Annotated in this window: 13 protein-coding genes; 10 read left to right on the top strand and 3 right to left on the bottom strand. The window is 63.3% G+C overall.

The genetic code is table 11. The features are described from left to right. Position 1: 1 nt before the first annotated feature. A complete protein-coding gene (locus tag FJ977_RS15135; protein ID WP_140772562.1) occupies positions 2 to 973 on the bottom strand; it encodes a sugar-binding domain-containing protein in 972 nt (323 codons plus the stop codon). A gap of 263 nt (positions 974 to 1,236) precedes the next feature. Between FJ977_RS15135 and FJ977_RS15130 the strand changes: the two genes are divergently transcribed. From FJ977_RS15130 to FJ977_RS15100, 7 genes are all read left to right on the top strand, one after another. Further along, positions 1,237 to 2,223, top strand: a complete 987-nt coding sequence (locus FJ977_RS15130) for an ABC transporter substrate-binding protein (protein ID WP_140772560.1) — start codon at positions 1,237 to 1,239, stop codon at positions 2,221 to 2,223. Positions 2,224 to 2,296: 73 nt separating this feature from the next. Further along, on the top strand, positions 2,297 to 4,000 hold the full coding sequence (locus FJ977_RS15125; protein ID WP_140772558.1) for an iron ABC transporter permease: 1,704 nt from the start codon (positions 2,297 to 2,299) through the stop codon (positions 3,998 to 4,000). Next, the gene (locus FJ977_RS15120) at positions 3,988 to 5,064 is read left to right on the top strand and encodes an ABC transporter ATP-binding protein (protein ID WP_140772556.1); all 1,077 of its coding nucleotides are present in this window, start codon (positions 3,988 to 3,990) and stop codon (positions 5,062 to 5,064) included. The genes FJ977_RS15125 and FJ977_RS15120 overlap by 13 nt, the downstream gene beginning before the upstream one ends. Then, positions 5,064 to 6,224: an MBL fold metallo-hydrolase gene (locus tag FJ977_RS15115; RefSeq protein ID WP_140772833.1), complete on the top strand. Its 1,161-nt coding sequence runs from the start codon at positions 5,064 to 5,066 to the stop codon at positions 6,222 to 6,224. The genes FJ977_RS15120 and FJ977_RS15115 overlap by 1 nt, the downstream gene beginning before the upstream one ends. A 2-nt stretch (positions 6,225 to 6,226) precedes the next feature. Continuing rightward, positions 6,227 to 6,970, top strand: a complete 744-nt coding sequence (gene surE / locus FJ977_RS15110) for a 5'/3'-nucleotidase SurE (protein ID WP_140772554.1) — start codon at positions 6,227 to 6,229, stop codon at positions 6,968 to 6,970. A 105-nt stretch (positions 6,971 to 7,075) separates the two neighbouring features. Then, positions 7,076 to 8,257, top strand: coding sequence for a DUF930 domain-containing protein (locus FJ977_RS15105; protein WP_140772831.1), 1,182 nt, complete (start codon positions 7,076 to 7,078; stop codon positions 8,255 to 8,257). Positions 8,258 to 8,524: 267 nt separating this feature from the next. Then, positions 8,525 to 9,532, top strand: coding sequence for a DUF930 domain-containing protein (locus FJ977_RS15100; RefSeq protein ID WP_140772552.1), 1,008 nt, complete (start codon positions 8,525 to 8,527; stop codon positions 9,530 to 9,532). 11 nt (positions 9,533 to 9,543) lie between these two features. Here the strand turns inward: FJ977_RS15100 and FJ977_RS15095 are convergent, their stop codons facing one another. Together FJ977_RS15095 and FJ977_RS15090 are read right to left on the bottom strand one after the other, a co-directional pair. Beyond that, complete coding sequence (locus tag FJ977_RS15095) at positions 9,544 to 10,218, bottom strand: HAD family phosphatase (protein WP_140772551.1); 675 nt, start codon at positions 10,216 to 10,218, stop codon at positions 9,544 to 9,546. A 105-nt stretch (positions 10,219 to 10,323) separates the two neighbouring features. Beyond that, on the bottom strand, positions 10,324 to 10,965 hold the full coding sequence (locus FJ977_RS15090) for a hypothetical protein (protein ID WP_140772549.1): 642 nt from the start codon (positions 10,963 to 10,965) through the stop codon (positions 10,324 to 10,326). Positions 10,966 to 11,157: 192 nt separating this feature from the next. Here FJ977_RS15090 and FJ977_RS15085 point away from each other — a divergent pair, with 192 nt between their 5' ends. From FJ977_RS15085 to FJ977_RS15075, 3 genes are all read left to right on the top strand, one after another. Then, entirely contained in the window at positions 11,158 to 11,595 is a 438-nt protein-coding gene (locus FJ977_RS15085) for a transcriptional regulator GutM (protein WP_115140659.1), read from the top strand. 164 nt (positions 11,596 to 11,759) lie between these two features. Then, complete coding sequence (locus FJ977_RS15080) at positions 11,760 to 12,521, top strand: PTS glucitol/sorbitol transporter subunit IIC (protein ID WP_140772547.1); 762 nt, start codon at positions 11,760 to 11,762, stop codon at positions 12,519 to 12,521. A 16-nt stretch (positions 12,522 to 12,537) separates the two neighbouring features. Continuing rightward, positions 12,538 to 13,542 carry a PTS glucitol/sorbitol transporter subunit IIB gene (locus FJ977_RS15075; RefSeq protein ID WP_140772545.1) on the top strand — a complete coding sequence of 335 codons (1,005 nt, stop codon included), beginning with the start codon at positions 12,538 to 12,540 and terminating at the stop codon, positions 13,540 to 13,542. Positions 13,543 to 13,564 lie beyond the last annotated feature (22 nt).

The raw sequence follows: 13,564 nt of genomic DNA, 5'->3' as shown, positions 1-13,564 counted from the left end.
CTTAGCCGCCCTTGGCCAGCAGCGCGGTGGCCGTGTCGCTGTCGGTGATCAGCACATTGGTGCTGACGGCTTTCAGCGCGGCCAGGATCGCCGCCACCTTGCGTCTTCCGCCAGCGGCCAGCACGACATTCGGCACCTGGCCGACCATTTCGAGATCGATGGCCATGACGCGCCCGTTGACTTCGTGATCGACCAGCCTGCCGGCGGCATCGACGAAGTAGCACAACATATTGGCGACCGCGCCTTTCGCCTTCAATGGCGCGATCAGCGATGACGGCACGATGCCATGGCGGAAGATGGTGGCGTCCGGTGACATGTCGCCTACGGTGAGCAGGGCAATATCGGCGGCCGCGGCGCGGCGGCGCACGTCTTGCAGGGTCGGTTGTGCCCACAGGAGATCGCGAAGCGAAGGATTGTCCACCATCACCGGCGCGGTGATCTGGTAGCTGTCGACCTCGAAGACATCGGCGACCTTGGCCGCGACGATCGACGGGTTGATCCATTGCGAATGCGGCAGGCTGCCGACAAGTGCCACCACCGAAGCGCGCTTCAGCTGCCGGCGGGCGAGGAAACCCAGGCTGGCATGCAGCGTCGCGCCGCCGCCGATCGCCAGCGTCATGCCGTCCCGCATCTGCTCGCCGAGATAGGCCGCGACCGCATGGCCGATCGCCTTCTCCAGATGCTCGTGCGACGAGGGTGTCGGGATGACGACGGCGGCGTTGAGGCCCCAGCGCTTTTCCAGCTGCCGCTCGAGCGCCACCTGCTCGGCGGTCGGCGCGTTGATCATGGTGACGACGATGCCTTCCGCGGTGCAGGCAGCCAGCGTGCGCATGACCTTCACCCTGGAAACATCGAGCTTCTCGGCGATCTGCTCCTGCGTGAAGCCCTCGACATAGTAGAGCCAGGCCGTCTTGACGTTGAGGTCCGACGAGACCATCGGCAGACGGGCCGGTCCGGGTTTTTCGGCGGGCATCGGTTCTGGTCCCTCATGAGCCATGGTCTGGCGGCGTTGCCCTCATCGGAGCAACACCGACCGGATGTCAACTGGATGCCGGCTTGCGGCATGCCGATTGTCGCACATCTCTGTTCATTTGTAATTGACATTGTACATATGAACATATTTTGTGAGTTCCACGCGCTGTGTCATCCACCAGTCATATGCGCCGTGCAGGGAGGAAGAGACGGGGAGCCGGCCAGGGGCCGGACCGGTCATGCACAGACAAGACAGGAGGTCTCATGAAGACGCTATTCATCAAGCTGCTGGCCAGCCAGCTGGCGCTCGCCGCAACTTTGTTTGCCGGCGTGGCAAGTGCCGAAACACTCACGCTCTACACATCGCAGCCGGAGGCCGACGCGGCCAAGACAGTGGACGCTTTCAAGAAGGCTCAGCCCGGCATCGACGTGACCATCTATCGTTCCGGAACCAGCGACATCCTGACCAAGATGGCGGCCGAGTTCGCCGCCGGAAGCCCGCAGGCCGACGTGCTGTTGATCGCCGACGCGGTCTCGATGGAGCTGCTGAAGAAAGATGACAGGCTGATGGCCTATCCCGAGGCCAAGCTCGACGGCATCGAGGCCGACGCCTATGACGCCGACAAGACCTATTTCGGCAGCAAGCTGATCACCACCGGGATCGTCTACAACACCGCCGCGGCCGAGAAGCCGGAGCATTGGGCCGACCTAGCCAAGCCGGCCTATGCCGATGGGTTGGTCATGCCGAGCCCGCTCTATTCGGGTGCGGCCGCCTATCTGCTCTCGGGCTTCGCCGGCGATACGAACTATGGCTGGGATTTCTTCCAGAAGCTCAAGACCAACAACACCGTCAGCGTGCGCGGCAACGGCGCGGTGCTGAAGTCCGTGGCATCAGGCGAGAAGCCCTACGGCATCCTCGTCGACTTCATGGCGATGAACGCCAAGAAGAAGGGGTCGCCGGTCGAGTTCGTGTTCCCCTCGGAAGGCGTGCCGGCTGTGACCGAGCCGGTGGCCATCATGAAGACCGCGAAGAACGTCGATGGCGCCAAGAAGTTCGTCGACTTCATTCTGTCGGATGAAGGCCAGAAGCTGGCGCTGTCCATGGGCTATCTGCCGGCACGCGCCTCGGTCGGCCGCCCCGACTGGCTGCCGGAAGGCGTCAAGGTCAAGGTGATGCCGTTCGACACCAAGGCAATCGTCGCCAAGACCGACGCCGACAAGGCGAAGTTCCAGGAACTGTTCGGCGGCTGAGCCGGCAAATCGCGGGGGATGCCGATCAGGCGGCATCCCTCGCGTCGACGGATCGATCCCAGGAAACACAATCATGTCAACACGCATCAGGGAAAGCCGGGGTCAGGAAATGGCCCTGACGGCGGCGGTGGCCGTCGTCATCGTGCTGCTTTCGTTGCTGCCCATGCTGCGCCTCGTCAAGGAGATCGTGGCACCCGGCGGAACCCTGTCGACCGTGGCCGTGCAGGCCGGACTGAGAAGCCCGGCGACCTGGATCGCGACATGGCACACACTGGTCGTCGGCATCGGCGGGACATTGCTTGCCGTGCTGTCGGGAACGCTGGTGGCGGTCCTGGTCTCGCTGACCAACATACGTGGCCGCGGCGCCCTGGTGCTGTGCTATGTCATGCCGCTGATGATCGCGCCGCAGGTGACGGCGCTGGCCTGGCTGCAACTGTTCGGTCCGGCAAGCCCGTTCCTCAAGCTGTTCGGCGCCGCACCGCCACTCGGCACGAAGAACCCGCTCTATTCGACCTCGGGCATCATCCTCCTGCTCGGCGTGCAATACGGCCCGCTGGTCTTCCTGCTGGTGCGGGCCGGCCTGCGCAAGCTGCCGCGTGAACTGGTCGAGGCTGCACGCGCCGGTGGCGCCGGCTGGTTCACCGTGCTTATTACCATCGTGCTGCCCTTGATGACGCCGTCGATCATGGCGGCCGCGGCGCTGGCCTTCGTCTCCTGTGTCGGCAATTTCGGCATTCCGGCCTTTCTCGGCATTCCCGCTAATTATCTGGTGCTGCCGACGCTCATCTATCAGAAGCTGGCCGGCGGCGGTCCGGCGGTGCTCGGCGAAACCGCGTTCCTCTCGGTGCTGATCGGGGTCATCGCCATGGCCGGCATCCTTGCCCAGGAGGTGATGAGCCGCCGTCGCGACTACCGTATTTCCTCGACATCGCTGCCGGCTGAACCCTACGAGCTCGGCCGCTGGCGGCCCGCCGTCCAGGCCGGCATGTGGCTGCTCATCGTGCTGGTGCTGTTCCTGCCGCTGTTCGGGCTGGTGCTGACCTCGCTGGTGCCCGGCTATGGCATCGCATTGACCGCCAAGACGGCGACGCTCGACAACTACCGTTTCGTGCTGTTTGAGCATGATGCCGCAAAGCGCGCCTTCTTCAATAGCTTCTGGCTGTCGATCGCGGCGGCTTTCTTCGCGGTCATCGTGGCCGTGCCTGTCGGCTATCTCATCGCCTGGGGCAAGCAACGCTGGGTGCGGCTGCTCAACCTGTCTGTCGAACTGCCCTATGCCTTGCCCGGCGTGGTGCTGGCGATCGCCTCGCTGCTGCTGTTCCTGCGGCCGATCCCCTTCACCGGCATCCAGCTCTACAACACGGTCTGGATCATCCTCTACGCTTATCTCGCCCGCTTCCTGGTGCTGGCGCTGCGGCCGACCATCAGCGGCTATCACCAGATCGACCGGGCGCTGGAAGAGGCCGCGCAGGTGGCCGGCGCCGGCCTGTTCACGCGCATGCGCACCATCGTCTTTCCGCTGGTTGCTCCGGCGGCGATCGCAGGCGGCCTGTTGATCTTCATGACGGCGCTCAGCGAGCTTACCGTCTCGGCGCTGCTGTGGTCCTCGGGCTCCGAGACGATCGGCGTGGTGATGTTTTCCTTCGAGCAAGGCGGCGATTCCAACTATGCGGCGGCGATGTCGGTCATCACGGTCGCGGTCACCTTCGCGCTCATGCTGGTGACCAACCTGCTTGCCCCTCATCTTCCGAGCGGAGTTCTGCCATGGCGCGATTGACCCTGGACCATGTGACCAAGAGCTTCGCCGATTTCGACGCGGTGAAGGATGTCTCGATCGACGTTGCCGACGGCGAGTTTCTCGCCGTGCTCGGGCCTTCCGGCTGCGGCAAGACGACATTGCTGCGGCTCGTCGCCGGCTTCGAGAAAGTAACATCGGGCCAAATCCGCATCGGCGGCGAGGTCGTGTCGGCCAAGGACGGCAGCGTCGCGCCGGAAAAGCGGCGCGTCGGCATTGTTTTCCAGAACTATGCGCTGTGGCCGCACATGACGGTTGCCGAAAACATCGGCTATTCGCTGAAGGTGGCGAAGCTCGACAAGTCGGTTGCGCGCCAGAAGGTCGAGGACGCACTCGCCTTGGTCAATCTGCAGGGGCTTGGCGAGCGCCGTCCCGCCAATCTCTCCGGCGGCCAGCGCCAGCGCGTGGCATTGGCGCGATGCCTTGTCGCCGCGCCCTCGCTGGTGCTGTTCGACGAGCCGCTCGCCAATCTCGACGTTCATCTCAGAGCCTCGATGGAGGACGAGTTCGCAGCCTTCCACAAGCGCACCGGCACGACCATCGTCTACATCACCCATGATCAGGCCGAGGCAATGGCGCTGGCCGATCGCATCGCGGTGATGGATCGCGGCAGGCTGGTGCAGCTGGCCACCCCGCGCGAGCTCTATCATGAGCCGGCAAATGAAATGGTGGCGTCCTTCATCTCGCAAGGCATATTGCTGCCGGCGGATGTCCTGACGGGCGAAGAAGGCGGCCATTGCAAGGTCAGGGTCCTCGGAGCCGAGCTGGTGGTCCGCTGCCGCCTCGGCGAGCGGCCGCGTGCCGGCGCGAAGATCTGCTGTCGGTCCGCGGATCTCGACGCATCACCGGATGGTCCGGGCTTCGACGGCCTCGTCAAGCGGGTGATCTATCAGGGCGGGGCGGCGCGCGTCGAATTCACGCCTGCCGCCGGTCCCGGGCTTACCTTGCATTTCGAGCAACCCGATCCGGTCACGCTTGAGAGCGGGGCCCAGGCGCGGCTGCGGATAAGATCAGGATGGCTCATCCCGGCGGAGGCGGCATCGTGATGATGCTGGACCTGCTCGGCGGCTTTGGGGAAAAGGGCCGCACCAGCCTCGCTGTCAGCAGCGGCGAAGACCGCATCCTGCTCGATGTCGGCATCAAGGTCGGCGCTTCCGGGGCGGAGTATTATCCGGCGCTCAACGGATCGGTCGGCGACATCGATGCGCTTTTTGTCTCGCACGCCCACGAGGATCATGTCGGCGCGCTGAGCTGGCTGTTGTCGCGCGGCTATGCCGGCCCGATCTTCATGACGGCCGAAACGCGCGACGAGGCGCCGGCCACGCTCGCCGCCTATGCCGAGCCGGAGGATTTCAGGCGCTTTCCGGTTCCGCACGATCGGGTCGAAATCTTCGAACCCGGCGATACGTTGAAGACTGGCAATCTCACGGTCCGGACCGGGCGGTCGGGACATGTCGTGGGCGGCGTCTGGTTCGCCGTCGACAACGGGAAAAGCCGCGTCGCCTATTCGGCCGACGTGGTGCCGGATAGCCATGTGTTCGTGATGGACACGATCCCGCATTGCGATCTTCTGGTCTTCGATGCCTCCTACGGCGCCGATCCCGTATCGGGCGCGGCGCGGGCGCGGGAAATTTCCGAATGGGTGGCAAGGCATCCGCAGGGGTGCCTCCTGCCGACGCCGCTGTCGGGGCGGTCGCTGGAATTGATCGCGGCTCTGCCGGGCCCGTTTGCCATCCATGCCGGCATGCGTTCCTCCCTGGAGGCGCAGATTGGCGCCACGGCGGCCTTGTTGCCTGGGGTTTCCGAGCTTCTGCTTGTCCGCTTGGCGAGCGCGGCCGACTGGACCGATGCCGATCCGTTGCCGCCACTGCCGTTGCTGGCCGATGACGGCATGGGCGAGGCCGGGCCGTCGTCACGCCTGGTGCCGCGCGCCGATCAGGCCGGGTTCCCTGTGCTGCTCACCGGGCATCTGCCGGCCGGTTCTCCAGGCGATCTCCTGCACAAAGCCGGCCGGGCGGACTGGGTGCGCATGCCGACCCATCCGACGCTCTCCGGCAATGTCGATATCTGGGAGAAGGCGGGGCGGCCTGAAGCGCTGGGACATTCCTGCGCCGCCGATCTTCTCGATGATCTCAAAAGCCACATTCCGTCGCTGCGCACGCAATGCCGTACCGGCCAGCGCATCGCGGTGCCGCAAGGAAGCTAAGAATGAGAATTCTGATCTGCAACGACGACGGCATCGAGGCGCCGGGCCTTGCCCGCCTCGCCAACGCCGCCGGCGGGTTGAGCGACGATGTGTGGGTGGTCGCGCCCGACGGCAAGCGCACCGCCGCCGGTTCGTCGCTGACGATCGCGAGGCCGTTGACGATGCGGCGCATCAAGTCGAACTGGTACTCCTGCTCGGGCACCCCGGCCGATTGTGTGGTCAGCGCGATGACATGGCTGTTCGCCGAGACGAAGAAGCCGGATCTGGTGCTGTCGGGCGTCAATGACGGCCGCAACGTCGCCGAGGACCTCGCCTATTCCGGCACGCTTGGCATTGCCCGGGAGGCAACCTTCTGGGGTGTGCCGGCGATCGGCTTCTCGCGGGTGAAAAATCCCGATTTCATTGACGGCGACGACCGGTGGCTTGGCGCGCTGATCGCCTCATTGTGGCAGTCGCGTGCCGATTGGGCGACAGAGGGCCATTGGCTCAGCGTCAACCTGCCGACCGCCTTGCCGGCTGAAATCCGCCAGCCGCGCATTGGTCGCGACAAGATCGGCCGCACCGCCGAGATCGTGGAAAGCGACGGCGATCGCACGGTCATCACGGTTCCGCGCGGGCGTGCCCATGCCAGTGAGCCGGGCGACGAGAACGAGGCGATCGATGCCGGCTTCGTCAGCATCAACCGGCTGAACTGGTTTGGCGAAACGCGGCTGGACGAGGGGTTTCTGGATGGGATTCCGGGCTGATCTTCTGCGTGTGATCATCCAGATCACCAAGCTGTCAGCGGCCAAATTGCGCTAATCCGGTGCTAACGCTTGAAGCCGCCGCTATTTCATTCCAAATCGATCAGCGTGAAGGATGAAGCAAGAGAACGGCGTCGGAATCTGTTGTGGGGCATCCCCGCATCGCTGATCCTACATGCGCTTTTCGTGGTGGCCCTGGTATACGGCGTACGCACGCCCTCCCAACAGCCACAGGAGGAGCGGCCGATCAATGTCGCGCTGGTGCCTCCGCCGCCCGAGCAGCCAAAGCCGAAACCTGTTCCGCCGCCGCCAAAGGAAGCCAAAGCGGAACCCAAAGTCGAAAAGCCGCCGGAACCCAAGGTTGAAAAACCGCCCGAGCAGCCGCCCAAGCCGGTGGACATTCCGGTTCTGAAGCGCGTTTTTCAATATGGCAAAAAGGATACCGGGCCTGAGAAATCCCTGGACGGAGGCAGCGCTCAAGCCCATACGCCGTCGCCAGCCAAGGATGAGGCCGCGAAGCCGCCAGTCGAACCGAAGCCCGCGCCGCCCCAGGCCGCTCCGGCTGCAACGCAACAGCAGCAGACAGAGCCCGTCAAAACTGACGAGAAGCCGGCAACCGCCGCACCGGACGAAAAACCCGCGCAAAGTGAGGAAAAGCAGGTGACTGAGGATGCTGACAAACAGCAGCCTGACAAACAGGAGGCGACGCCGCAAATCACTGAGAAACCAGCGGTCGCGGAGCCAAAGCCATTGGCTGCCGAGGCTGGCGGCAAGCCTGCGCCGCCACCCTCTGCCGAAAAGGCAAAGGCAAAACCGGCAAAGCCGATGAGGTTCAAACCCGCAACAGCCTTCAAAGCTCCAAGCGGAAAGCCAGGAAGGTCAAATCCTGCCAATACCGAGGCTGCGGGATCGCCGATCTATTCCGGCCTTCCGGGCGTCCGAAAGCTTTACTCGCAGGGCGCAACCGGCGATGCGTTGGCCACAAGCTCCATGGACAACGTTCCGCGCGATCAGCGCGTTGCCAACCTTTGCGGCAACGTTCTGGACCAGGAATTGCAGAGCGCCGATTATACGCCCAAATGGGTGCCGACCATTCCGCTGAAAACAGGCAATGTCCTTAATCCTCCGCAGGCCGCCTTCAGCACGAGAAACACGTGGTACAATCTGAGCTTCCGGTGCGAAGTCGACGCCGATGCGACGAGGGTCCTGTCCTTCAACTTCCGTGTCGGGTCATTGATCCCGCCCGGCGAATGGGCCAGTCGCGGATTCACGAAGTATCCGCTGAATTAGATTTGGCATGCCGAGCCGGACAATTGCTGGCTATTTTCTTGCCAGTCGGCGCAGACGAATCGGCACCAGTCTCCGTCAGTTGGGCGGCATGGCGGCAGCGAACTGGCCGGTCCCTTGTCTTGATGGGTCGGATCGTGTGGCAGCCGCTCGTTGAGCCGCCGCTGCGCCTTGGCCGGGCTGGCCCGGGTGTGGTGAATCGACAAGCTACACGCGCAAATCCAATGCCTATGCTTGAAGCCGCCGCTATTTCATTCCACATCGGTCAGGATGAAGGACGAGGCACTGGAACGGCGTCGGTATCTGTTGTGGGGCATCCCCGCATCGCTGATCCTACACGTGCTCGTCGCGGCGCTCCTGATATATGGCCTGCCAATTCCTCCCCAAAAGCCGCAGGAGGAGCAGCCGGTCAGTGTCGCGCTCGTGCCTCCGCCCGATCAGCCGAAACCGAAACCTGCTCCCGTGCCGCCGCCCAAGCCACCGGAACCGAAAGTAGAAAAACCGCCTGAGCAGAAGGTTGAAAAGCCACCTCCGCCGGAAAAGCAGCCTAATAAGCCACCGCCAGTCGATGTCCTGAAGCCCGTTTTTCAGTTCGGCGACAAGGATACCGGTCCGAGGAAATCCCTGGATGGGGCCAGTGCTCAGGACAGTTCGCCGGTGCCAGCCAAGGATGATGCTTCGAAGCCGCCGGTCGAGCCGAAGCCCGCAGACAGCCAACCTGTCACGCCGACAGACTCCGAGGCAGCCAAACAGGAGGCAGACAAGCAGGCGGCGCTCGACCCCGCCAAGCAAGAGGGCCCGGCACCAGCGCCTTTGGCTGCCGACGGCGAGATCGAGCTTCCCGCATCAGCCGAAGCGCCGAAGCCCAAACCCGCGAATGCGCCGAAGCCCAGCCCCTCGAAGGCCTCGAAATCCGCATCTCGGAACGATTCTGGCCTTCCGGGTGTTCGTAAGCTCTACTCGCAAGGCGCTACCAGAGATGCACTTGCCACGACCGCGATGGACGGGGTGCGTCGCGGTCAGCGTGCTGCCATACTTTGCGCCAACGCGTTACAGCAGCAGTTGCTGGATGCCTCTTATTTTCCTAAATGGGTGCCATCTGTTCCGCTGAAAGCGGGCAATATTGTTGACGGCTCGGATGTCGCTTTCAGCACCACAACCACATGGTACCATCTGAGCTTCCGGTGCGAGGTTGATACCGATGCGACGAGGGTCTTGTCGTTTGACTTCCGTGTCGGCGCTGAGATTCCACGCAACGAATGGCCGCGGCCTCTCTAGCTTCTGCCGGCCTAGGCCGGCACTCCGAACTTGGACAATTGCCGGCTAACTTCATGCCAGTCGGCGCAGACGAAATCGGCACCAGCCGCCGTCAGCCGCGCGGCGTGCTCGGCATAGGTGTGGCCGCCGCCGGTGTAGCCGATCGCCGTCATGCCGGCGGCGACCGCGCCCTGGATGCCGAAGGGCGAATCCTCGATGACGATGCAGTCGGCCGGATTGGCGCCCAACCTGGCGGCGGCGAACAGGAAGATGTCCGGCGCCGGCTTGCCGTTCTTGACCATCGAGGAGCTGTAGATCGCATCGCCGAAGAAATGCGCCAGCCCGGTGACGGCAAGGCTGTGGTTTATCCGCTCGACGGAGGATGACGAGGCAACGCAGCGGTCGCCCTCGAGCGTTTCCAGAAACGCGGCTATGCCAGGGGTCGGCTTCAATTCCTCGGTGAACAGCACCTTGGTCTCGGCCCAGATGTCGCCGTCGGCCGAAGCCGGAAACTGGTGGCCGGTCAATTCCCTGATCCGCACGATGATGTCGGACTGCTTCATGCCGACGCACTGGGCGATGATGCCGCCATGGACGCCTGGCATGCCGTGCTTTTCATAGACGTGTTCATAGGCCCTGGCTGCCAGCGGCTCGCTGTCGACGAGCACGCCGTCGCAATCGAAAATGATAGGCCTTGGTCGCGCCACGCACTTGTCTCCTGAAGTCAACTTCCGCACATCGCTATCGGCAAAAAGTCAAATGTTCAATAGCGCGATGGATTGAAGACGCTTGGGCTCGAAACCGGGGAGCAGTCAAAGCTGGCGCAGCGCGTCGCTTGCGCGGGAGGATCCGAGCGCCCGCTGCATGGCTTGCCGCGACTGTGCGCGGTCGGGCGTGATCCAGTTCGGCTCGGCACCGAGGAAGCGGTCGAGGAAAGCCACCGCGTAGGCCGGCATCTCGGTGACATTCTCGCGATAGGACCACCAGGTGCGCAGGTCGTCGGCGCATTTGTCGATACTGGGCGCCTTGCCGAACTCCTGTTCGTAGATGGCCGAGATTACCGAGACGCAGTAGTTGGTATAGAGAAAGCCTTCCGGCCAGAAGCGGATGATTTCAAGCGTGCCGGCATTCTGATCCGTCTCGATGAGTTGCGCGAGGCCGGAGATCTCCCTGGCCGGCGCCTGTTTGATCAGTTCGCGCAGCACGAGGCCGGCGGCAAAGACGATGAAGTCGGCGCGGTCTATCGCGGCAAAGCGCTTCTGCGCCTCCATGATCTCGACCCAGTCGAGAAAAGCTCGGGTGAGCTTCGCCTCGTCGATCTCGTAACGCACGCCGAACGTGTCCGAAACCACCTTGGCGCTGCCGCGGAAGGTGGCGCGGAACCAGCGCAACTGCCGCAACCGGTGGCGCAGGTCGGGCATAAGGGCCAGTTCATCCCTGAAGGGCAGTTCCATTGCATGCATCCCGTTTGGTGGCAGGTTAGCACAGCCGTGCCGCCGCCGAAATCGGCCGACGGTCCTGTGGATGACCGCGACCAAGGCCAATATCATACATATTGACATTCACGGAAACAAATGTTCTCACTTTGCTGTTGTCGCGCGCCGGTCCAAGGTGCAGTTCAACTGAGGCTTCGGGAGGAGAACCGAATGGCGATTTGGCAGTGGGGACTGCTTCTGCTGGTTATTGTCTGGGCGCTGCAGTCGCTCGGCGTCTGGCTGCAGATGCGGCACTATTCGGATGTCTTCCGGGGCGTCACCGACCAGTACAAGGATGGCTTCGTCGGAGCCGGCAATTTCCGCGGCCGGTTGGCCAAGGGCACCATCGCGCTTGTCGTGGTGACGCCCGACCTGATCGTGCGCCGCATGATGGTGATGAGTGGCCGTTCCGTTTTCACCAAGTTCAAAAGACATGAAGAATTCGAGGGTGTTCCCCTCGATCGACTCCGGTCCAACCCTGCGATCATGGGGGAGGGGGAACCCGGTGTGGCCGAGGCCGTGAAGCGGGCGATCGAACAGATCGACAAAGCACGGTCGGAGCCGGGGAAGAAGCCGGGCCTGGCCGGCTTGAACGTAGCAAGGGCCTAGAGTCGGATGATTTCAGGTCTGTTCGACCTGAAATCTGAATCCGCCTCTAAATCAAAGGGATAGAGCATGATGTCGTCCGAAAACCGTTTCACGCTTTTCGGCATCATGCTCTGAGGACGCCGCGCACCGACTGGGATAACCGGCGGGCGGCATAAGGAGGAGAAATGTCTGTATTTTCGTTGTTGGCGCAGCATGCCGACATGGCCGTGCACAATCTGCATGTCGCAGGTGCGATGGTCTCGGATGCTGCATTGCATGGCAAGTTCGCCGTCGAGCATGCTTCTGATCATCTCGTTGTCCTTGCGCAAGCAGATAGCGGGCCGATTACCGTCGACCAGTTCAAGGAAAAGCTGAAGGACGTCCAGCAGGAAGAGCAACTCGGCTGGCTGACCGCCATCGGCAAGTACTTCATCGGCATCTTCCAGAAGGGCGGCGAAGTGTTCGCCGGCTTCGTCACCGGCATTATTCCGACGCTGGTGGTGCTGATGACCGCTTTCTACGCCGTCACCGAACTGGTCGGCGAGGAGCGCGTGCATGGCCTGGCGCGCGGCGCGGGCAGGATTGCCTTGACCCGCTATACGCTGCTGCCGCTGCTGGCGGTGTTCTTCCTCACCAATCCGATGGCCTATACGTTCGGATCGTTCCTGGAAGAAAAGCACAAGCCGGCCTTCTATGACGCGGCCGTGTCCTATGTGCATCCGCCGCTCGGCCTGTTCCCGCACATCAATCCGGGCGAATATTTCGTCTGGGGCGGCATTCTCGTGGCTCTGCTCGAGCTTGAGAAGAAGGGCGTCGTCGTCGCCGGTTACCACGTCAAGGTGGCGATCTGGTACGCCATTGTCGGCCTCGTCGTCATCCTGCTCAAGGGCATGCTGACCGAGCGCATCACCATGATCATGGCACGCCGCCAGGGCGTCGAGCTGTAAGGGCGGGGAGGACATCATGGCCAAGACATTCAAAGCCGTAAAGATCTCCCGGGGCAACACCGGCTGGGGCGGCCCGCTCGTCATCGAGCCGACCGCACAGCGCGACAAGGTCGTCTCCGTCACCGGCGGCGGCATCCATCCCGTGGCCCAGCTTATCGCCGACATGACCGGTGCCACGGCCGTCGACGGCTTCAAGGCGCCGCCGGTTGAAGGCGAGATGGCGGTTGTCGTCGTCGATTGCGGCGGCACCGCACGCTGCGGCGTCTATCCGCGCAAGCGCATCCCGACCGTCAATCTGACGCCGGTCGGCCAGGCTGGGCCGCTCGCCCAGTTCATCACGGAGGACATCTACGTTTCGGGCGTGAAGCCGGCCAACGTCACAATGGCGGACGGGTCCGAGGCGGTCACCGCTGCGGGGGGAGCAGCATCGATGAGTTCAGGCAACAACACTGCAGCCGCGGCTCCACAGCCGCTGCCGAGCGAAGGCGGGCTGATCGGCCTGATCAGCTCGATCGGCCGCGTCATGGGCCGAGTGGTCGGCATTTTCTTTAATGCCGGCCGCCGTACCATCGACCAGGTGGTGCGCAACGTGCTGCCGTTCATGGCCTTCGTGACCATGCTTATCGGCCTGATCCTCTACACCGGCATAGGCGATGTGCTCGCCCAGCCGATGGGTCCGCTGGCCAACAACATCGTCGGCCTGCTGATCATCTCGGCCATTTGCGGCCTGCCGTTCCTGTCGCCCATCCTGGGGCCAGGCGCTGTTATCGCGCAGGTCATCGGCGTCGCCATCATCGGCCCGCAGATCGCCAACGGCACGATTTCGCCGGCGATGGCCCTGCCGGCGTTGTTTGCCTACAACACCCAGGTCGGCTGCGACTTCGTGCCTGTCGGCCTGGCGCTTGGTGAAGCCAAGCCGAAAACCATCGAAATCGGCGTGCCGGCGGTGCTCATCAGCCGCCAGATCATGGGTCCGATCTCGGTGTTGATCGCCTGGGTCGTCTCACTGATCGTGTTTTAAAGAGAGTAAGGAAATGAGGTTC

It is taken from the genome of Mesorhizobium sp. B2-1-3A, assembly GCF_006442655.1.
Classification (GTDB): Bacteria; Pseudomonadota; Alphaproteobacteria; order Rhizobiales; family Rhizobiaceae; genus Mesorhizobium.
The sequence above is the reverse complement of the archived record's forward strand: the minus strand, read 5'-3'. Positions and strand labels throughout refer to the sequence as shown.

Coding starts and splice junctions, on each gene's coding strand:
- FJ977_RS15135 (WP_140772562.1), bottom strand. CDS start 973: ATGCCCGCCGAAAAACCCGGACCGGCCCGTCTGCCGATGGTCTCGTCG.
- FJ977_RS15130 (WP_140772560.1), top strand. CDS start 1,237: ATGAAGACGCTATTCATCAAGCTGCTGGCCAGCCAGCTGGCGCTCGCC.
- FJ977_RS15125 (WP_140772558.1), top strand. CDS start 2,297: ATGTCAACACGCATCAGGGAAAGCCGGGGTCAGGAAATGGCCCTGACG.
- FJ977_RS15120 (WP_140772556.1), top strand. CDS start 3,988: ATGGCGCGATTGACCCTGGACCATGTGACCAAGAGCTTCGCCGATTTC.
- FJ977_RS15115 (WP_140772833.1), top strand. CDS start 5,064: ATGATGCTGGACCTGCTCGGCGGCTTTGGGGAAAAGGGCCGCACCAGC.
- surE (WP_140772554.1), top strand. CDS start 6,227: ATGAGAATTCTGATCTGCAACGACGACGGCATCGAGGCGCCGGGCCTT.
- FJ977_RS15100 (WP_140772552.1), top strand. CDS start 8,525: ATGAAGGACGAGGCACTGGAACGGCGTCGGTATCTGTTGTGGGGCATC.
- FJ977_RS15090 (WP_140772549.1), bottom strand. CDS start 10,965: ATGGAACTGCCCTTCAGGGATGAACTGGCCCTTATGCCCGACCTGCGC.
- FJ977_RS15085 (WP_115140659.1), top strand. CDS start 11,158: ATGGCGATTTGGCAGTGGGGACTGCTTCTGCTGGTTATTGTCTGGGCG.
- FJ977_RS15080 (WP_140772547.1), top strand. CDS start 11,760: ATGTCTGTATTTTCGTTGTTGGCGCAGCATGCCGACATGGCCGTGCAC.
- FJ977_RS15075 (WP_140772545.1), top strand. CDS start 12,538: ATGGCCAAGACATTCAAAGCCGTAAAGATCTCCCGGGGCAACACCGGC.